This window comes from Raoultibacter timonensis (assembly GCF_900240215.1).
GTDB classification, from domain to species: Bacteria; Actinomycetota; Coriobacteriia; order Coriobacteriales; family Eggerthellaceae; genus Raoultibacter; species Raoultibacter timonensis.
Genome location: NZ_LT964679.1, coordinates 1,557,878 through 1,578,478, shown reverse-complemented (window position 1 = coordinate 1,578,478; position 20,601 = coordinate 1,557,878). Strand labels below are relative to the sequence as shown.

Here is a 20,601-nt window from a genome sequence, read left to right as displayed (position 1 = left end):
AACCCAAGTCGTTATCCTTGCATCCGAACACGGTAAGATGCTACTTTACTACGATAGCGTGCTGGTTTCGCCCTTCGGTTGGCCCCAATCGTACTTGCCGACGAAACGAGTGGCTACGAAATAGAGTATGTAAATGATGGCGGCCATGATCATACCGAAGATCAGGATTCCTGAATAGGTACCCGAGAGATCGTAGGCGAACGCTATGCAGGTTGCCATAACGCCAGCGGTCCAGGGCTTGATGGCGTTGCATACGCCCCAGATGGAACCGAAATGCTTATTGCCGAACAGCTCGCGTATAGTGAGCGGTATCGGTGTGCGCAACAGGCATCCATTGAATCCGAAGCATGCGGCTGCGATATAGAATGCCCAGATCTGATTCTCGAAGAGAAGCAGGATGACGAAAAAGAGCAGGAATATCGTCAATCCTGCGAAGGCTGCTTTCATGGGACCGATCTTATCGGTGACGGCGCCGATGAGAAGGTTGGCAACGAAGTCGGTGCCCGACGCGATCGAAACCATGATAGCGGCGACCATGGCAACGTCTTCTTCTCCCATCATGCCGCCGAGACCTTCAAGCGCTATACCGCTGAAGTTCGATTTGAAGCCGTTTTGCATGCCGATGGCGAATACGATGATCAGCATGGCCCAGAAGGCGATGGTCTTCATCGACTGCTTCAATGTCATGCCGTACAGGTTGGCGGTCTTTTCCCTCTCGTCGCTCTTGCCCTCGCGATAACCCAGAGGCAGCAGGCCGACATCCTGGGGCGTTCTCTCGAAGACGAACAGCGTGAAGGGCAGCACGAGCACGACGGTGACGGCGATGAGGAACCAGTAGCCCGCTTGAAAGCCGAAGGCGTTGATGATCAACTGGATGATAACGGGCATCGCCATGCCGCCGAGGCCTTGGAAGCATGACGAAACGCCGATGAGCTTGCCGCGGATGCTTTTGTCGAACCAGTTAACTGCGAAAACCGAGTTTCCGATGATCTTGATACCCTGCATGCTGAACGGGATGAGAAAGCCCGCAGCGTATACCATAAACAGGTTCTGCGCGTATGCCCAGAGAAGATACGAGCAGAGGCTCAGGATGACGCCGATGGTCATCGACACGCGAACCGGAATCTTTGGATTCGAGTACAGGGCACCGAACATGACCGAAGCAATTGCGGCGCCGAAGGCGTATACGGTGGTGAAGAACATGATCGCGCCTCGGGTAACGCCGAGCGCATTGGCCAGAGGCAAGGCGAACAGGCTGTTGAATCCCGTTTGGTACAACGCGAAATTCGCCAGGCATAGGCCTGCGAAAATAAGCCAGCCGCGATGGAGCTTTCCGTCGGGCGTTTTCAATAATGAGGTGACTTTCATAGATGCTATCCCCCTTTGTGAATGGATAGACGAAGGCTGGTATGACTGTGTTCGCTATGTTCGGATGAACGCTCGTCTGACGATCCCCTCGACGTCGTCGACCGTTGGTCCGCCGAGTAGCCAGAGGTTGGCGGACCGAACCTGCGCCGAAGCGTTCGGCGCAGGTTAACGCTTCGGCGGCTAATCTCCCTTTGCGGTAAGCAGCGCCCAACGGGTTTTGCCGTCCATCTTCTTGGCGAGATCCTCGACTTCGCCGTAGTACATGCACCATGCTTGGCAATGCTGCACGCACATGGGCATCTTTCCTGCTTCCACGCGGTCCTCGCACAGGTTGCATGCCTTGGTGAGCGTGGGGGCGAAATGCCATTCCCAGCGATCCTTCCCTTTGCCGGTTCCGTTTTCGATTTCGTACGGACCGACCTCGTTGATCTTGATGCCGAACTCGCCTTTCGGCAGGTGCAGGTATTTCTTGCACGCTACCTCGCAACTATGGCAGTTCGTGCAGTATTCGTAGTTGACCAGAATGCCTTTCATTGGTTCCTCCTTCGGGGCGGCCGGCGGCTAGTTGTTTTCGATGCCCTGCTCTTTCCACATGGTCCTGCAGGCTTCGCGGCGCTTTTGCTGCAGGGGGAATCCGCCCTTTTCGAGAACCTGCTCTGTTGGAGTGATGTCGCCGGGGCGCACGGGATAGATCGTGCATACGCTCGTCTTGTGCGTATTGCCGACACCGTAGGGCGATACCTCGTCGAAGGAGAGCATGTTGTTGGCGTTGGAATCGAACGTGCGGTACAGCGTCGGTTCGTTCGAATCGTCTTCGGGATACCACCATCCGGCTTCGACGGAGATGCAGTAATCCTTCATGGTGGGTACGATGCAGGCTTTCTGCATGAACCGGCCGATCGGACTCTCGATCCACGTCCATTCGCCGTCTTCGATGCCGAACCGGTCGGCGACGTTTTGGTTCATGCACACGAGCGGCCAGGGGTGGAACTCGCGCATGGTTTCCAGCTGGCGGTGCTCGGAATGGAAGAACTCGTAGGAACGAACGCCGTTATTGCAGATGAGCGGGTATTTCTCGAACTCCTCGGGATTGCCGATGGGGCCGTGAATAGGCTCGATGTACTCGGGCAGGGGAGGAACGCCCCAAGCCTGGTAGGTGAGCGAGTACAGCTCGATGCGGCCGGTGACGGTGTTGAAGCCCGGCTGCCCGTCGGAGCGCAGAAGGCCCTTCTCGTACTTGTAGTACGTGCTGCAGAAGTTGTCGTACACCGGCGACATTTCGACCAGCTGGTCGAACGTGATGTTGTGATCCCATTCGTCGGGGGAGGCCACGGCCATGTTCTGCCGACGGTTGAACACCTTCTTGGTTTCCTTCTGCTCTTCGCCTTCCTTCGCCTCCGCCTCGACGCTCTTGCGGTTGAGCGAGGCGTTGCGGGCGAAGGTGTCGTCGCCTTTGAGGCGCCAGTTCATGATATCCTTGCCCTCTTTGATGTAGTCGTCGAGCACGCCGGGGTTCAGGCGGTTGATGAGCTCGATGGCGATATCCTCGTCCGACTTGCATTCCCCGTATTCGGTGATCTTGACGTTGGCGCGGACGGGCGTCCACCAGGAGCGGAACGTGTTGCGCTCGATGGCCATCGACATGGGCAGCAGGATGTCTGCGAATGCCGAGAGGGTCGGGGTCAGGAACGGATCCATGCCCACGACGTATTCGGAGTTCTTGAGCGAATCGTAGATGCGCGGCCCGTCGGGGCAGGCGTTGGCGAGCGGGTTCGACGATTCGTAGATGGACATGCGAATGCGGCGCGGGTCGTGGTTCTCCCAATCGTACATGGATTGCCGCGTATCGCCCCATACGGCTCCGGGACCGACCTCCGCGCGGGTAAGCGCCTTCTTTTCGGGCGACAGATACCCCTCCGAGACGTGATGGGGGAACCCGTAGGCATCGCGGACGAGCACAGCGCCGCCGGGAACGTCGACGTATCCGCAGATGGCGATAAGGTCGAGGCAGATGAGCGTGCAGCTCAGGCATCCGTCTTGCTGGCAGAGGGAAAGGCCCCACTGGATGGAGCCCGGACCTTCGGTGGCGAACATGCGGGCAGCGCCGCGGATGTCCTCGACGTCGAGGTCGCAGATCCCGGCGGCGCGTTCGGGCGTCATCTCGGCGCAGGCCTGCACGAGCTCTTCGAAGCCGTAGGTCCATTTCTCGACGAAGTCGCTATCGTAGAGGCCCTCGGAAACGATGTAGTTGATCATCGCCATGCCGAGCGCAACGTCGGTGCCGGAACGCAGCTGCAAGAAGTAGTCGGCGCGCGCTCCCCACCAGGTAAGGCGCGGGTCGATCGAGATGATCTTCGTGCCCATCTGCATGCATTCGACGAGCCAGTGGCCCAAGTACCCGTCGGCGTTCGATTTCAGGGGTTCGTTTCCCCAGATCATAACGACTCCGGGTACCTTCCATTCTGAGTTCAGGTACCGATCTTCGTGGGTCATCGAGGCGTCGACGATCCAGTAGTCGCCGAAGTTGCAGTTGGACGGTACGCAGCGGGGAGAATAGCATGCGAAGCCGGTCATGAACTGCATGTTGAAAATCGGGGTCTGGATGCCGAGGTACGAAAGCAAACCGCCGCCCCAATCGATGTCGCGCCCGGTGCCGCGCACCACGTTGATGGATTGCTCGCCGTACTTCTCACTGTACTCCTTGATCTTGCCGGCGACCGTGTCGAGCGCCTCTTCCCAGGAGATGCGCTCCCATTTGGTGTTGTCGCCGCGGTGCTCGCGGGCGCGTTTCATGGGGTACATGATGCGGTCCGGATGGTTGGTGGCTTCCGCCATATCGAGGCAGCGCATGCACAGCTTCCCGTTGGAGTACGAGCTGAGCGGGTCGCCTTCGACGTGGTCGAGCAGCCCATCTTTCATGTACATGAGGCAACCGCAAGAATCGTGGCAGCCCGGAGGCGACCACGGGTGGGTGCGATATACGGTAAACCCGTCTTCTTCCCAACTCGTTTCTCCCTCATGATAGGCCGCCCTATCGAGGTTCTTGAGGAATTCTTCGTAGTTGTTCATATAACCTTCCTCTCTTTTTCTTCGAGCACCGCATCGCCGCCCCGATGAAGCCTCCGGCGATCTTTGCCGAACGAGAATCGCGGACGGATACCGCCTTGCGTATCGGGTGTGATGGTGAATGGGTGGTGCCCCCTGATCGGCTCCTTCCGATCTTTGGCCATTGAATCACGCGACGATCGAGAACGAATCGTATAGCGGGGCTTAAAGTCGGCTTGCGCGCCGCGTCGGCCGTTTTTCCGACTATCGATCTGAACGGGTCGATCTTTAGCATCGAGGGGCTTAATTTCTTGTATCCGCGGGCCTTCCGATGATTTCAGACTCTGGGTACTAAGGGGTTTCCTATTTCAGCCCTAAAATAAACGGCTGTTGAAACCTGTCGGCTAGCGTGGGCTATTACAATGTGCGCATCGGGCAGCGGTTTGCCTTTGACGGGGTTCCCCGGTTTCCATCGAAATCATCAAAGCATGCGCCCGCGCCCGATTGCGACGCAGCTGCAAACCCTGATTGAGAACAGAGAGAAAGGACGAAGACGATGTGTTTTAGGCCGCCAGATGCGAAGATCTCGAAGACGTGCGAGAAATGCGGGGAAGAAAACGATTTTACGGCTACCGTATGCGCCGCGTGCGGGGCAGAACTGCCGGAGGGGATGAGCGCGCCCGGAGAGCCGTCGGCTCCGGGGATGCCAGGTGCGCCGGGTATGCCGAAGGCCCCCGGGATGCCGGGCGCACCCGGTGCCCCGAAGGCCCCGGGTGCGCCGAAGGCTCCCGGCCTTTAGGCGCCTGAGCGGGTGGGACGAGGTTGCATGCGGGACCGGAAACGGCAACCTCGCACCGCTTCTCCGGCACGGTGCGAATGCGGGCTTACGATCGATTGGGGGACAGATGAAGCGAAGGTACGGCATTGCGATGGTGATTCTGACGGTGGGTCTTGCCGTGCTCATGGCGTTGTCCGGGTGCGCTTCGGTGTATTCGCAGGACGAAGACACGAGCAACGCGAAAGAGCTCGGCGAGAGCGTCGAAGTGGACGTGGCGTTCAACTTCCTGGTGTTTTACGAACGGGGTCCCTACCGGCTCCGGATCACGCCCCGAGAAATCGTCCATACGACCATGAACGGATCGCCGACGGATTGCGTCAAGGTTGATTACGAGATACTGTCCACGCCGGACGGGAAGCCGGCGGAGTATGCGACCTGCACGACGGCGATCAACCTGCTGACCGAGGGTTATGGCGAGGTCGAGTTCGGGATATGGTGCTCTGACGAGCAGGGAACCCAGATGGATCCGAGGAATTCGGAGCTCGAAGCGGGCAAGACGTACACGTTTTACATCCCGCTTGTTTCGTCGTTCGGCTCGAACGAGAAGCTCAGGTATCTTACCGTGAGCGACAGAAGCGGGTTTTATTCTCGATCGGGGTCGACGTACTGGTATTCTTATTGACGAAGATCTGCCGTAGCATAGGGATATCGTTCGGCATCGGGGGTGCTCATGGGGGATGGATCGACGCGGTTCGCAAAGGCGATAGGCGCATATGCGTCTATAGGGGAGAAACGAGACGATAAGGAGGAAGGCGGCTCAGAGAAAGGGTCCGGTCTGTTTGGGTTTACCGGATGGTGCTGCTTCAAGGTGTGGCAAGCGGCTCTGCTTTTTTTTCCGACATCGCCCTTCTACGGCTATTTGGACAATCGGGTTTCCTTGATGGCGGCTGTAGTTGTTCTCGTTTTGGCACCCTACGGCCTCACTATGTTTGCAACCGATAGGCTTTCGTCGAAGAAAGGCATCTCGGTCGCCCTCGCCATCGCGTGGCTTTGCCTTATTGCCGGGCTTTTTCTGCAAATGGCCGTTCCCGGTGCGGTCATCCTGCAGCTTGTATTGCTCTCTGCGACGATGTGGGGGATACATTTGGCGTGGCAGCCGTATGCGGCGACGCTGAAGGCTCTTCGTCTCGTCGGCGCTCGCGGGCTTGTCGCTTCGGTTGCTTTCGTCGTTTTGGCCTTCGTCGATGCGGCAACGATGCGGATTGTATTCTGGATACTGCCGTTTCTGTCCATTGTATCGCTGGCCGCTCACCAGTCGTTCGAACCTCCCGAGCAGGTGCGGTTTGCAACAAAAGAGGAATCGAAGAGCCATATCGATCTGTTCATTCACAACCCCATGTGGAACATCTGGGAATCGGTTCTGCAGGGAATAGGCATAGGGCTCATGTTCGCTGCGGGCATTTCCGGAGGCGAACACCTTCTGTTTCTCGGCGCAGCCATGTTCGTTGCGGCATTCCTCTTGATCGCTGGTTCGAAATACCTGCTCGAGTTCAACAAGGCAGCCGTTCTCATCGTCGTCATTGCGGTTATGGCTCCGTTGCTGATTGCGGCTGTGTTTTCGCAGGGATACGCCCTTGCCGCCATCGGGGCGGCGGCGTTTCTGATCGGGCGATTTCAGCAGGGGATTGATGTACGCGAGCGGTTCAGCAAACCTTACCTGGAGATATACCTGTTCGGCCGGCGTCATTTTCTTGAGATGTTCGGCATCATCGTTGGAGTGGTGGCGGCGTATGTGGCATTCGATCCGGGCAGCTCGTTCGAGGTTCGGCTTGCCTTCGCCCTGACGGTCCTCTACGTTATGGCGCTGTGTACGCTCGTGTACTATTTCAAAGTGATCGCGAACTACGAGAACTTCATTTACGAAGAGGAGAGCAAAGAGCATCAGGTTAGCCAGGCGCTTTTGGAGGGTGCCGAAAAGAATCGATGGATACGCAAGGTCAACGCGGTAGCCGCATCGGCGGATCTGTCGCCGAGGCAGGTTGAGGTACTGAAGTACCTGTCGTACGGCCGCAATGCGGAAACCATCAGCAAGGAGCTCTTCATTTCGCGTTCGACCGCGAAGTCGCATATATATACGATCTACAAGAAGGTCGGTGTTCATACGCAGCAGGAGCTGCTCGACCTCATTCAGGAGCAATCAGCCTGAACCGGTTACCGTATGCGGTTGATCGATTGTTCCGGCACGGTGCGCAAGGCGTTAGCCTGCGGGAAAGAAGGCGTTTCTGCTATGTATACCTATGATAGCTTCATAGTGTCAGAAGAGAACCGCGAGGGATTCGACGCCATTGCGGCTCTGATCGACGGAAGAACCCGACAAGACGTTTTTCTGTACGGCGTACCGAAGTCGGGTAAAACGCACCTGCTTCACGCTGCACAGGAGAAGACGGGCAATGCGGGCATGTACTGCGCAACGACGGATTTCATGCTGCGTCTCGATTTGGGCGCGGACGACGCTTTCTTCGACCGCATCGGGGCCGTGCCGGTTTTGTTCGTCGATGCGTTCGAGAGGCTCTTCGAGCACGATGCGGCACCCGAGCTCATGCGGCTGCTGCTTGCGGAGCGTGATCGGCTCGGGCTTTCGACCGTGATCGCCTCGCGCTTGCCCCTTTCGGGTTTCGATCTCGGCGAGCTTGCCGAGCCTTTGTCGAGATTCGCAGAAAGCGAGCTCGCGCCACTCGGGATCGACGGGATGTCGGACGCGGTGCGAGTCTACGAGAGCCGTTACCGCACCGATGAGAGCCCCTCTCTTTCCGAGGATGCCGTTCGTGCCATCGCGGGAGGGTCGAAGCGCGTCGCCGATGTCGAAAACGCCGTTCAGTACCTCATGGTCGGGACCGGCAGAAGCGGTTCCGACACGTTGGGGGGCGACGACGTCCGCCTGTTGCTTTCGCTTTAGGGAGCGGCGGTAGGCGCGATGCTTCGGGTCCTTACGAAACCGCAGGCTTCTCGGGCACGGTCTGATCGACAAAGAAGATCCTGTACCACATGAGGAACATGTAGACGATCCAGATCTTGCGCGTGTTGTCGGCAAGGCCTGCCCGATGGTCGTCGAGCAGCCGCATGAGCTTGTCGACCTCGAAGAACCGCGCGGCCTCCTCGCCTGTGAACCAGGCTTTCACCTGCTCGTAGTAGCGGTCCTGCTTGAGCCACGACTTCACGGGGACGGGGAAGCCGAGCTTCTCCTTCTGAGCCCATTCCGCAGGGATGGTGCGCATGGCCGCTTCGCGCAGCGTTATCTTGGTCTGCTCGGCATCGGCTTTGAGCGGCGTCGGAATCGTGCGGGACACGTTCCAGACGTGCCTGTCCAAAAACGGCACGCGGCTCTCGAGCGAGTGGGCCATCGACATCTTGTCGGTTTTCAAGAGAATGTCGCCTACGAGCCAGAAGTACAGATCGACGTACTGCATGCGCGTCGTCTCGTCGAGTGCGGCGACTTCGGCGTAGATCGGCGCGGTGAGCTCTTGGGGCGAGGGACCCGCAACCGGGCGCTTGAGGATCTCGGCGCGCTCGGCGGGCGAGAACGCCACGCCGTTCGCGTTCGTGTAGTACCAGTCCTCGGCCGTCTCCGATGCGCGCTCGAGGTAGTTCGCGCCGCGGACGCCGAGTGTGCGTGCGATTCGCGACGCTCCCTTGAGCAGCGGCTTCGGGCACCAGGAGAGCTTCTCGTTGGAGAACGGCACCTGGTAGATACGGTAGCCGCCGAAGAACTCGTCGGCGCCTTCGCCCGAAAGCACCGCCTTCACCTTCTTGGCGGCCTCCTGATCGACGAAGTAGAGCGCGACGGCGCTCGGGTCGGCGGAGGGTTCGTCCATGTGCCACTGCACACGCTCGAGCACGTCCCAGAACTCGGCTTCGGTGATGGTTTTGGAGTTGTTCTCGATATCGAGCTGTTCGGCCAGTTCGCGCGCCCACGCGATCTCGTCTTTAGCACCTTCGTATTCGGCGAATCCCACGGTGAACGTTTTGATTGCGGGGTTCTCTTCGGCAAGGCAGGCGGCCATGTAACTCGAATCGATGCCCGAGGAAAGGAACGATCCCACCTCCACGTCGGCGACGTTATGGTAGCGCACTGAATCGTGCATGGCCTCGTCGATGGCCTCGACCGTATCCTCGCGGCTGCGGCTTTCGTCGAAGTCGTAGGTTGGAATCCAGTAGCGCTCATCTTCGATCGAGCCGTCGGCTCGCACCGTCAGGCAGTGCGCGGGGGCGAGCTTGAAGATGCCTTTGAAAAACGTTTCGGGAAGCGCTGAGAACTGGAAGCACAAGTACTGTTCGAGCGCCTCCTCGTTGAGTTCTCGTTCGTAGGCGGGGTGCTCGAGGATGCACTTGATCTCGGAAGCGAAGATGAACGAGCCGCCCGCAACGGTGTAGTAGAACGGCTTGATGCCGAAGAAATCGCGCGCGCAGAACAGCTCCTGCTTGTTCGCGTCCCAGATGGCGAACGCGAACATGCCGCGCACCTTCTCGAGCAGGCCCTTGCCCCAGGCCAGGTAGGAAACGAGCAGCACCTCGGTATCGGAATTCGTCTTAAACTCCCAACCCTGCGCCTTGAGCTCGGCTTGGAGATCTTGGTAGTTGTAGATCTCGCCGTTGAACACGATGGCGAACTGGCCGCGGGTGTAGGCGTTTGCGGGTTCGGTTACCGGCGAGGTGACGGCGGCATCCTTCTTGCTGCTTGCGCGCACCATGGGCTGGTTGCCGCCTTCGAGGTCGATGAGCGAGAGGCGCCGGTGCCCGAGGGCGATTCCCGTGTCGATGTACTGGCCTTCGCCGTCGGGGCCGCGATGGGCCATGATGTCGCACATGGATTTGAGGATGGAAGCATCGTTTTCGCCAGCGCCGGTGAAGCCGCAGATACCGCACATAGTAGTCGTTCCTCGCAATCGATTGCCCNAGGACGCACTGATCGATAAAGGAGGAACCATGGAAGAATCAAACGGACAAGGGAAGAGCCTTTCGAGGCGCGGATTTCTCTCCGGTGCGGCGGTTGCCGGTGCGGCTGCGGCGTTGAGCGGTTTGATCGGCTGCTCGCCTGCCGGGGCTTCGGCGGAAGGAGCCGGCGGCGCCGCGGGAAACGGCGCGCAGGCACCGACGGGCCAGCCTTCGTTCATGACGGCGCCGACGGCGATAGCGGATGGCGATATCGCAGAGACCGTCGAAACCGAGGTGCTCGTGATCGGCGCCGGCTATTCGGGTCTTGCCTCTGCCTTGTCGGCCGCCGAAAACGGATTGCAGGTAGTCGTTGCCGAGAAGACCGCACAAGCGAACGGCCGCGGGGCGGGAACCGGCGTCATCAACTCGTCGTACGCGGTCGAGCAGGGCGCGGAAGTGACCGATAAGGCGTCGGCGGCGTTCCGCTGGATGCAGACATGCGGAAACCGCGCGAACGAATCGCTCGTCAGCCTCTTCTTCGAGGAGTCGGGCAAGGCGATGGACTGGCTGCTCGAAAAGGCCGAGCCCTACAACGTCAAGGTCGATCTCTGGGACGGCTATTCGCGCAATCCGCTTCTGCCCGACGAGCCGGGCTACCATATGCTCTCCGTCGACGCTGGGGCTGCGGGCGTTGCCGATTTCGATCAGAACGCGTTCTTCACCGTCGAGTTGCTCTATCACCTCGTGCAAGACGAGGGGGTCGAGTTCTTGTTCGAATCTCCGGCCGTACAGCTCGTGAAAGAGGGTGACCGGGTGATCGGCGCGATTCTCGATACGTCCGACGGGTACAAGAAGGTCGTCGCATCGAAGGGCGTCGTCCTTGCGACGGGCGACATCGCCGGAGACGAGGAGATGGTCGACTACTACTGCCCCGTCGCGAAAAAGGCCCAAGCCATCTACACCCCCGTCGGCGTGAACACGGGCGATGGCCACAAGATGGCTCTTTGGGCTGGCGCCGCGATGCAGGACGCCCCGTTTCCGCCCATGCTGCATCCGCAGCGCTACTGCGACAAGTCCTCCAATCAGCTCCAGGGTCCGTTCATGTTCGTCAACCAGGGCGGGAGCCGGTTCTTCAACGAAGGCACGTGGGTCCAGCCGAAATCGCTTCAGATCATGCAGAACACCGACGACGGAATAGCCTACACGATATTCGATTCGAACTGGCAGAGAGACCTGCTCGACAGCCTTCCCCATGGGGGCGGGATGTTCTGGGACAGCTTCCGCTACCTCGGCACATCGAGCTACGAGGACACGATTTCGTACTACGAGAACTCTTTGCAGGAATGCCTCGAGATGGGCACCGCCTTCCAGGCGGATTCGATCGAGGAGCTCGCCGAGCAGATCGGCGCTCCCGCAGACGTGCTGAAGGCGAGCGTCGAGCGCTACAACGAGCTGTGCGCTGCGGGCGAAGACACCGATTTCAACAAGGACGCCCAATTCCTCTACCAGGTAGCCGAGCCGCCCTTCTACTCGACGAAGGTCGGAGCCTGCCTGCTCACGATCGTCGGGGGCGTGAAGGTCGACAGGAACCTCCAATGCCTCGACGGAGAGAACCAGCCCATCGAAGGCCTGTACGCCGTCGGTAACGCTTCGGGCAGCGTGTACGCCGTCGNGCGGCATCGCGCCCTCGGGTTCGTGTGCGGCCGGTCAGCGCGGCATCGCGCCCTGGTCCATGAGGCGGATGCAGAACGAAGCGAACGCCCTCTCGTGCGCCGACAGCGCGCGCCCTTTTTTGTAGGAGAGGCCGAACCGCCAGGGCAGCTCCGGCATGGGGCGGGCGGTTATCGAGCGATCGTCGCCGAACAGCTCTGCCTTGTGCCGCACGGTGAGGGAGAGGCCTTCGCCCGTCCCCGCCATATGGTGCAGCCAGTCCATCTCGCCCGAAACGGTGCTCTTCCCGAGCCGGACGCCCTTGCTTTCGAGCAGCCTCTGCAGCTCGTTGTGCCCCTTGTATTCGGGCCCGACCGAGTGGAGGGCCTTTCCCTCGAGGTCCTCGATCGCGACAGCGTCCTTCTGCGCAAGCGGGTCGGTCGAGGCCATCCAGATAAAGTGGCTGTCTCGGTACAGCTCGGTGGTTTCGAACTCGTCCGCGTAAGGCCAGAGCGTGAACGCCATGTCGTAGTACCCGTCGCGAAGCCGCTCGTCGCACAGGTAGTCGGGGATGTCCTCGCGCTCGACTCGCACGTTGGGGTAAGCGGCCTGGAAATCGTCGAAAACGGAGAAGGGGACCACGCCCATCACGCCGATGCAGGCCCCGATGCGGATCACTCCGGAGCGGGAGCGCCGGATCGTATCGAAATCCGCATGCAGCTCGCGTATCGATTGGCGGTGTTCGAGCGCGTAGCGATAGAGGCGCACGCCGTACTCGGTTGGGATCTGGGCGCCTGTCGAGTTGTCGAACAGGGGAGCCTCGAGCTCCTTTTCGAGCGATCTGATGGCTTTGGCGAGGCCCTGGGGAGAAATCGGTATGAGCTTCGCCGCCTGGGCGAAGTTATGCTCCTCGTATGCGCGGGCGAAATACTCGAGAGTCCTGCCGTCCATCATTCCCCATATCGAACGCAGCCGTTTTCTTGCCAGTATATCGCTTTTCGCTCAGGCGGGCGGCGCTCGTTGCCGCCGGTTCTCGCAAGCCCCTGCCACCGCTCGCTGGGATCGCTTTGACGGGGCGGTGCCGATAAGCGTATGATCGTGGCATGCCACTTCTGAGAAAACAGTTGGATCCCAAGGTCGTCTTGGGGATCATGCTCACGGGGACGTTTTTCGCATCGGTAAGCCAAAGCATGCTGACGAGCGCCCTTCCCACGATCATGCACGAATTCGGCATCAATGCGACGCTCGGCCAGCTGCTCACCACGTCCTACATCTACGTGCTCGGCATCGTGGCCGCTTTCTCGGCGTACCTTATCACGCGCTGCAACGTGCGCCGGCTCTTCCTCGGCGCTCTGGCGCTGTTCTGCGCGGGATGCGCGGTGGCCTACCTGTCGACCGGCTACGGCGCGCTCCTCGCATCGCGGCTCATGCAGGCGTGCGGTACGGGCGTGCTGATGCCGCTCATGCAGGTGATCGCGCTCGAGCTGTATCCCAAGGAGCGCCACGGCCATGCGCTCGGCCTCGTCGGGCTCGTGTTCGGATTCGCGCCCGTCGTGGGGCCGACGCTTTCGGGCGTGATCACCGACATGCTCGGATGGCGCACGATCTTCGCGATCCTCGGATGCGGCGCGTTGCTCTCTTTGGCGGGTTCTTTGTTTGCGGTTCGCGATGTGGGCAAGCACGAGCGCACCGTTCTCGATGTGCCCTCGATGCTGCTCTACACGTTCGGACTCGTCGTGTTCATGGTGGGGGTGACCGGTCTCGAGCAGTTCGGCTTCTTCGACGCTCGGGCGTTCGGACCCACGCTTGTCGGGGTCGTGCTCGTCGCGGTTTTCGCGGTTCGGCAGCTGCGCGTCGACCGTCCGTATCTTAAGCTTGCCCTCTTTCGCAACCGAACCTTTGCGACGGGGGTCGTACTTTTGGTTATCGCACAGATCGTGATGATGTCCTCGGCTCTGCAGGTGCCGCTGTGCATACAGGAGATCCATGGCTACACGCCGACGGAATCGGGCCTGATCCTGCTTGCGGGCGCGCTGTGCATGCCGCTGCTCAATCCGGTGACGGGCCGTCTGTACGATCGCTACGGCGGAAAGCTCAACGGTACGATCGGCTTTTTCCTCCTCGTTGTGGGCACGGGCTCGTTCGTCTTCTTCTCATCGGACATCAGCCCGCTGTGGATCGCGGGGATGTACATGGTGCGCATGGTGGGCATCGCGTTCGTGCTCATGCCGATGACCGCCTACTGCATGACCGATCTCGAGGGGGCAGACGTGCCCCAAGGCGCCGCTATCGTGAATTCGTTTCGCCAGATATGCGGCTCGCTTGGCTCGTCGGTCATGATGGCCGTGGTCACGTCCGTCTCCGTCGATGCGGGCAGCATCGACGTGAGCATGGTCGGATTCAGCGTATCGTTCGCGATCCAGGCGCTTTTCGCCGCCGTTGCGTTCATCTGCGTGCTTCTGTTCGTGAGGGGAAAACGCCAGACCCGCAAGCCGATGCCGTCTGCCTGAAAAGGATTGTTCCGCTCCCAAGGCATTTCTATACTATAATTATCGAGTTTATTTCGCAGGTCTTCGCATCGTTTTCGATGCGGTGATCGTCTGCGATGGGTTCCGCATGGTTTAGCCCAAGGCGCTTTCCTACGGCAACTATGCGATACCCAGGGGTTTGTACCGGTTGCGGCGCGTGTTCGCCGCTGACACAGGAGGAGTTATGACAACTTCGGATAAGCCCGCCCGTTCCGCGTGGTCGGGCAAGTGGGCGTTCATCCTCGCTGCGGCCGCATCGGCCGTCGGCTTGGGGAACATGTGGCGTTTCCCGTATCTTGCAGCAAAATACGGCGGTGGAACGTTTCTGTTCACCTACTTGGTGCTCGTGTTCACCTTCGGCGTATCGCTTCTGCTGCTCGAGACGGCGCTCGGCCGCAAGACCGGCCAGTCGGCCATCGGCGCGTTCAAGGCGTTCGGCAAGAAGTACGCGTTCATCGGAATCCTGACCTCGGCGATTCCGTTCATCATCGTGCCGTACTACTGCATCATCGGCGGCTGGGTGACCAAGTACACCGCGTCGTATCTGACCATCGGTCCTGAAGCGCTTGCCGACGGCGGCGGGTTCTTTACGGGCTTCATCACGAGCAACACCGAGAGCTACCTATGGATGCTCATCTTCATGGCCATCGTGTTCATCATCGTGGCCCTCGGCGTCAAGGGCGGTATCGAGAAGGCGAACCTCTTCATGATGCCCGCGCTCATCGTCATGGCCGTTGCGATAGCGATCTATACGATTACCATGCCCGGGGCGCTCGACGGCGTGGCGTACTATCTGACGCCCGACTTCAGCAAGTTTTCGCCCGAGCTGGTCATCGGGGCGTTGGGGCAGATGTTCTACAGCCTGTCGTTGGCCATGGGCATCATGATCACGTACGGTTCCTACCTCAGCAAGAAGGACAGCCTGACCCAGAGCGTGACGCGCATCGGCGGCTTCGATCTCGGCGTTTCGTTTCTGGCCGGCCTCATGATCGTGCCCGCGGCGTTCGTCGCCATGGGTTCGGGCGATGCGGTTGCTTCGCAGGCAGGCCCCTCGCTCATGTTCATCACGCTGCCGAGCGTGTTCAACGACATGGGGGGAGCGGCCTCGATCGTGGGCTTCCTCTTCTTCCTGCTTGTGCTGTTCGCGGCGCTCACGAGCGCCATCTCGCTCACCGAAACGTGCGTGTCCATCATCGCCGACGGGGCGGGCTGGTCGCGCAAGCGTTCGCTCGTGACGGTCATGATCGTCATCGTGGCGGCGGGCGTGTTCATCAACGCCGGCTACAACGGCCTCTCGTTCATCGAGCCGCTCGGCCCCGGCTCCTCGATGCTCGACTTCTTCGACTTCATTTCCAACTCGGTCATGATGCCGATTGCCGCGTTGCTCACCTGCGTGTTCGTCGGTTGGATCATCAAGCCGAAGGTCATCGTCGACGAGGTGAAGCAGTCGAGCCCCTTCAGGTTCGAGAAGGCATGGACCGTTATGATCAAGTACGTTGCGCCCGTGCTCGTCACCGTGATCCTCGTCGCGTACGTTGCGCAGCAGTTCGGCCTGTTCAGCATGTAGTATTGACGCTGGCTGCCCGAAGGTCGGCGGCTGCGGATGGAAACGTACTCGAAAGCGGGTGCCGGCATCGGTCGGCACCCGCTTTTTCGCAAGGGGCCGAAACTCCGCAAGGAGCTGAAACGCTATGTTTCTACGTGTTTTTCTTCGTTGTGTTGCGTTTTTGCGCCTCCGATGGACGGCATTGCGATTTCAGGGGCGATATCGGCTCTAGCAATGGGCGGCTCAAGTCTGTGATCAGGCCTTATGCAGGCGGTGAAAGAGACCGCTGCTTCTGGGCGTCTTCGCAATGCAGCACAACGAAGAAAAACATGCAGAAAGGGGGGTTTCCGTGTTCCCAAGGCCCCGAGTTTCCAGATGTTTCTGAATCCGGGGTTTCGGGTGATCTGGGGTTCCAGTGCTCCGAGGCCCCGAGGTTTCGGTGGTCCGAGGCCCTGGGGATCCGAGATCCCGGGGTCCCGCGTTTCCTGATTTTCGAGTGCAGCAGTCTGGTTGAAAGCGCGAGCGTCGTTTATCGGGAGTGCATTACTTGTCAACGGTAATATTTCTATAACATTTCGATAAGGAAAAATGCAGGGAAGCGGCATAGAGGTTCCGCGGCGGGGTATTTAGACTAGTCAGTGGCTAGAAACCTATAGAGGAGAGAAGTTCCCATCGGGAACTCCGAAAGGGGGAAGTATGGTTCAGGAAGCCGCTGGGTCGACGTTACGGTCGCCCGGAATCAGCCGCCGCTCGTTTCTCGCGTGGTCCGGTTTGCTCGGAGCAGGTGTAGCACTCAGCGGGTGCGCGCCTCATGTCGAAGACGAGAAGGCGAGTACGGAGGAACCGGCTACCACGTTCGAGTACGATACCGTCACATGGTCCGGTTGCCATGTGAACTGCGGCAGCCGCTGCCCGCTCAAGATGTACGTGAAAGACGGTACGGTCGTGCGCGTCGGCAACGACAACGACGGTACCGACGACTTCGAGCCGGGCGGCATCTACCAGATGCGCTCGTGCGTGCGCGGTCGCACCAACCGTCAGCGCATCTACAACGATACGCGTGTCCAGAAGCCGCTCAAGCGCGCCGAGGGCACCAAGCGCGGCGAAGGCGTGTACGACGAGATCTCGTGGGAAGAGGCGATTCAGACGATCGCCGACACCATGAAGGAGATCAAGGACGAGTACGGCAACGATGCCTTCTACATCCAGTACGGCACGGGCCAGCTCGGCGGATCGGTCGCCAAATCATGGCATCCCGACTCGACGGCGTTCGCTCGCCTCATGAACCTGTGGGGCGGCTACCTGCGTCACTACTGCGATTATTCGACCGGTCAGATCAACTGGGAGCTTCCGCTGTTCAACGGCGATGCGTACTCCAACAACGAAGTGACCGACCTCGTGAACTCCAAGAACATCATCCTGTTCGGCAACAACCCCGCCAACACCCGCATGAGCGGTTCGGCCATGCAGTACCTCATCACCCAGGTGCGCCTGCAGAATCCCGAGGCCAAGATCGTGGTCGTCGACCCGCATCTGTCCGATACCGCCGTCGGCGTTGCCAACCAGTGGGTTCCCATCCATCCCGGCACCGACATGGCGCTCGTTGCGGGCATGATCCACTATCTGCATACGAACGGCAAGCTCGACGAAGCGTTCATCCGCGACAAGTTCGTCGGCTTCTACAGCGATACGTTCATCGAAGACGTGAAGCAAGCCGAGCCGAAGGATACCACCTTCATGGGCTTCGATAAGGACGGCGCCCTCGAGATCACCGAAGATTTGTCCTACGAGGCCTACCTCATGGGCACCGGCGCCTATGCCGGCTCGGGCGAGAAGACCCCCGAATGGGCGGCGGCCATCACGGGCGTGTCGGCCGACACCATCCGCGAACTCGCCGACCTGTTCGTCGACGGTCCGACCGCTACGATCCAGGGCTGGGGCCCGCAGCGTCACAGCAACGGCGGCAACAACGCGCGCGCCATCGCCATGATCGCCACGCTGACGGGCAACGTCGGCATCTCGGGCGGCGGCACGGGCGCCCGAGAGGGTACGGGCGGCGTTCCCTACAAAGTGGCCACTGCGATCCCGACCTTTCCCGAGAAGAACGGCGTCGACGTGTGCGTCTCCTTCTTCGATTGGTACCAGGCCATAGAGGACTACCAATCCATGAACGACGCCACGTGGGGCGTGCGCCACATCGACGAGACCGGCACCACCTCCTATGCCGAGACGCCGGGCGAGATCACGCTCAAGGCTCCCATCAAGTTCATCTGGAACTACGCTTCGAACGTCATGATGGGCCAGCATGCCGACATCAACGAGTGCCTGCGCATCTACAACCTCCCCGACGAGAAAGATTCGGGCGTGCGCATGATCGTAACGGTGGACTGCTACCTCACGCCCACGGCTCTAGTCTCCGACATCATCCTGCCGGGTACGACCGCGTTCGAGGAAGACGACATCATCACGGGCGGATCCGCATGGACGGGATTCGTGTGCTGCGAAACCGCCGCCATCGATCCTTTGTTTGAGGCGAAGCCGGTCTACGAGATCTGCACGCTCATCGCCGACAGGCTCGGTATCAAGGACGATTTCACCGAGGGCAAGAGCCAGCTCGATTGGGTGAAGTGGTGCTACGAGCAGGGCGTCGAAGCGGGCGAGGATCTGCCGGCGACGTTCGAGGAATTCCGCGAGCAGGGGCTGTTCAAGAAGACCGACGACCACACGCCGGCCATCGCCAAACCCGAGAAGATCGCTACGCCCTCCGGCAAGTACGAGGTGTTCTCGAAGCAGGCCTACAACCTCTCCCAGCAGTGGGACCTCACGTGCGGCGGCTACGTCCCCGACGACGGACGCGACCAGATCACCGGCCTTCCCATCTACTACAGCAACGTCGAGGGCTTCGGCGACGAGGAGACGAAGGCGACCTATCCCTTCCAGCTCATCGGCCATCACACCAAGACCCGCACGCACTCCTCCTACGGCAACGTGGAGTGGCTTAAATCGGTTGCTCCCCAGCAGTGCTGGATCAACGAGCAGGATGCGGCCGACTTGGGCGTGAAGAACGGCGACGACGTCGTCGTGACCACCGAGCGCGGCCGTACGCAGCTTTCGGCCAAGGTTACGCCGCGCATCATGCCGGGCGTCGTATCCATCCCGCAGGGTGCCTGGTACGATCCCGAGACGCGCGATCCCGAGACCCTCGGAAGCAAGGACGTACTCGACAAGGGCGGCTGCATCTCGGTGCTCACCTCGATGAGGCCCACGCCCATCTCGAAGGGCAACGGAGTCCACTCCAATCTGTGCAAGATCGAGAAGGCGTAAGGGGGCGTAAACGATGGAACAGCACGGATTCTATGTCAACACCGATATCTGCACCGGCTGCAAGGCGTGCATGACCGCGTGCTTCGATCGCAATGATCTCGAGGTGCCGCAGAAGTTCCGCAAGGTATGGGAATTCGGCGGCGGCGAGTGGGAGAAGGGCGACGACGGGGCCTACACCTCGACGGCGTTCACCTACTACGCCTCGCTCACCTGCAACCACTGCGATAATCCGGCGTGCGTTTCGAACTGCCCGACCGGTGCCATGCAGAAAGACCCGGAGACGGGCATCGTCAACAACGACAAGGACGTCTGCATCGGCTGCATGACGTGCGAGAAGACCTGCCCGTACAATCACCCGGTCCAGCTGGCCGACGGGCTTTCGCACAAGTGCGTGCTCTGCAGCGACGAGAACGCCGAGGGCGTACCCGACCCGGTCTGCGCGAAGGCGTGCCCGGTGCGCGCCCTCGAGTTCGGCAAGATCGAGGAGCTTCGCGAGAAGTACGGCGATAACTCCGAGATCGGCACGCTTGAAGACAGCACGGCGGCGAACGTCGTGATCGGGCTGCNCGCCGTTTTGCCTGCTGCGGCACCATGCCCGGCGGGTGCGGTGCTCCGACGGCGCGACGGCGGGCAGGGTTTCGCCTGCTTCGCAATCGGCGTCTTGTGGGGTATCATCTGGACAGTCCGGTCTATCGAGAGGAATCCCTATGGCCACCGAATCTGCAATGACGGGCGATGCGGCGCAGGCGTACCGTGTGCTCTGCGACTTCTGCTCGACGATGCTTACCGAAAGCCCTTCCGGCGAATTGCTCGGCCGGCTGATCGATCAGCGCGAGCTTCTGCTCGAAGAGCCGTTTTCCGCGGTTGCCCTCGAGGCGGCAACGGGTTTGCACGACCTGCTGGCTTCGGCCGACAAGCAGGGGCGCGAGGATTTCGAGACGGCTGTGAAGCGGGATTACACCTACCTGTTCTACATGGTCGGCGCAAGCCACACCTCGCCGTTCGAGTCGGTCTACCGCACCGACGATCGCACGATGTTCGGCCCCACGACGCTCGAGGTGCGCGAAGCGTACCGCGCTTGGGAGGTGCAGGTCCCCGAATTCGGAAGCACGCCCGACGATCATCTGGGATACGAGTTCGCATTCCTCGCCCATCTGCTCGGTGCGGCCGCCGATGCGCAGGGCGTTTCGGAAGACGATGCCGCCAAGCGGGCTTTCGCCGATGCGCGTACGTTTCTCTCCGATCACGTGCTCGTATTCGCACGAGTGTACCTAAAGAACGTGAAGGCACGGGCGAAGGAGCCGTTCTACCGCCATGTTGCCGGCATCGCCGAGGCGACGGTGGCCTCTCTCGCAGATGCACTCGATGCGCGGGCTGCCGACGAGATAGACGAAGCTGCCTACCTGCTTGCAAGGTAAGCCGTATAATGG

At 60.3% G+C, this 20,601-nt stretch carries 12 protein-coding genes and 2 pseudogenes; 9 read left to right on the top strand and 5 right to left on the bottom strand.

Annotated features, from left to right (window positions below; translation table 11 throughout):
* Positions 1–48: 48 nt before the first annotated feature.
* From C1722_RS07050 to C1722_RS07040, 3 genes are all read right to left on the bottom strand, one after another.
* Positions 49–1,368: an MFS transporter gene (locus C1722_RS07050; protein ID WP_102378610.1), complete on the bottom strand. Its 1,320-nt coding sequence runs from the start codon at positions 1,366–1,368 to the stop codon at positions 49–51.
* Positions 1,369–1,548: 180 nt separating this feature from the next.
* Positions 1,549–1,902 carry a 4Fe-4S dicluster domain-containing protein gene (locus tag C1722_RS07045; protein WP_102378609.1) on the bottom strand — a complete coding sequence of 118 codons (354 nt, stop codon included), beginning with the start codon at positions 1,900–1,902 and terminating at the stop codon, positions 1,549–1,551.
* Positions 1,903–1,929: 27 nt separating this feature from the next.
* Positions 1,930–4,437, bottom strand: coding sequence for a molybdopterin-dependent oxidoreductase (locus C1722_RS07040; RefSeq protein WP_102378608.1), 2,508 nt, complete (start codon positions 4,435–4,437; stop codon positions 1,930–1,932).
* A gap of 881 nt (positions 4,438–5,318) precedes the next feature.
* On the opposite strand from C1722_RS07040, the gene C1722_RS07030 reads away from it, so the two are divergent.
* The 3 genes from C1722_RS07030 (at position 5,319) to C1722_RS07020 (ending at position 8,147) form a co-directional block, all read left to right on the top strand.
* Entirely contained in the window at positions 5,319–5,873 is a 555-nt protein-coding gene (locus tag C1722_RS07030) for a hypothetical protein (RefSeq protein ID WP_102378607.1), read from the top strand.
* 258 nt (positions 5,874–6,131) lie between these two features.
* The gene (locus C1722_RS07025) at positions 6,132–7,397 is read left to right on the top strand and encodes a helix-turn-helix domain-containing protein (protein ID WP_180995072.1); all 1,266 of its coding nucleotides are present in this window, start codon (positions 6,132–6,134) and stop codon (positions 7,395–7,397) included.
* A gap of 81 nt (positions 7,398–7,478) precedes the next feature.
* Positions 7,479–8,147 carry a DnaA/Hda family protein gene (locus tag C1722_RS07020; RefSeq protein WP_180995071.1) on the top strand — a complete coding sequence of 223 codons (669 nt, stop codon included), beginning with the start codon at positions 7,479–7,481 and terminating at the stop codon, positions 8,145–8,147.
* A gap of 31 nt (positions 8,148–8,178) precedes the next feature.
* Here the strand turns inward: C1722_RS07020 and asnB are convergent, their stop codons facing one another.
* A complete protein-coding gene (asnB, locus tag C1722_RS07015; protein ID WP_102378604.1) occupies positions 8,179–10,116 on the bottom strand; it encodes an asparagine synthase (glutamine-hydrolyzing) in 1,938 nt (645 codons plus the stop codon).
* Between asnB and C1722_RS17835 the strand changes: the two are divergent.
* Positions 10,007–11,776: pseudogene (locus tag C1722_RS17835) on the top strand (FAD-dependent oxidoreductase); the annotation flags it as partial. The gene asnB and the pseudogene C1722_RS17835 overlap by 110 nt on opposite strands.
* Before the next feature lie 54 nt (positions 11,777–11,830).
* Here C1722_RS17835 and C1722_RS17830 read toward each other — a convergent pair.
* Positions 11,831–12,724, bottom strand: coding sequence for a LysR family transcriptional regulator (locus C1722_RS17830; RefSeq protein WP_425319370.1), 894 nt, complete (start codon positions 12,722–12,724; stop codon positions 11,831–11,833).
* A 152-nt stretch (positions 12,725–12,876) separates the two neighbouring features.
* On the opposite strand from C1722_RS17830, the gene C1722_RS07000 reads away from it, so the two are divergent.
* From C1722_RS07000 to C1722_RS06980, 5 genes and pseudogenes are all read left to right on the top strand, one after another.
* Positions 12,877–14,283, top strand: coding sequence for a DHA2 family efflux MFS transporter permease subunit (locus C1722_RS07000; RefSeq protein WP_102378602.1), 1,407 nt, complete (start codon positions 12,877–12,879; stop codon positions 14,281–14,283).
* Positions 14,284–14,485: 202 nt separating this feature from the next.
* Entirely contained in the window at positions 14,486–15,868 is a 1,383-nt protein-coding gene (locus tag C1722_RS06995; RefSeq protein WP_102378601.1) for a sodium-dependent transporter, read from the top strand.
* A 675-nt stretch (positions 15,869–16,543) separates the two neighbouring features.
* A complete protein-coding gene (locus tag C1722_RS06990; RefSeq protein WP_102378600.1) occupies positions 16,544–19,171 on the top strand; it encodes a DMSO/selenate family reductase complex A subunit in 2,628 nt (875 codons plus the stop codon).
* A 13-nt stretch (positions 19,172–19,184) separates the two neighbouring features.
* A pseudogene (locus tag C1722_RS17360) lies at positions 19,185–19,637 on the top strand (4Fe-4S dicluster domain-containing protein); the annotation flags it as partial.
* A gap of 241 nt (positions 19,638–19,878) precedes the next feature.
* Positions 19,879–20,589, top strand: coding sequence for a TorD/DmsD family molecular chaperone (locus C1722_RS06980; protein WP_102378599.1), 711 nt, complete (start codon positions 19,879–19,881; stop codon positions 20,587–20,589).
* Positions 20,590–20,601: the final 12 nt, after the last annotated feature.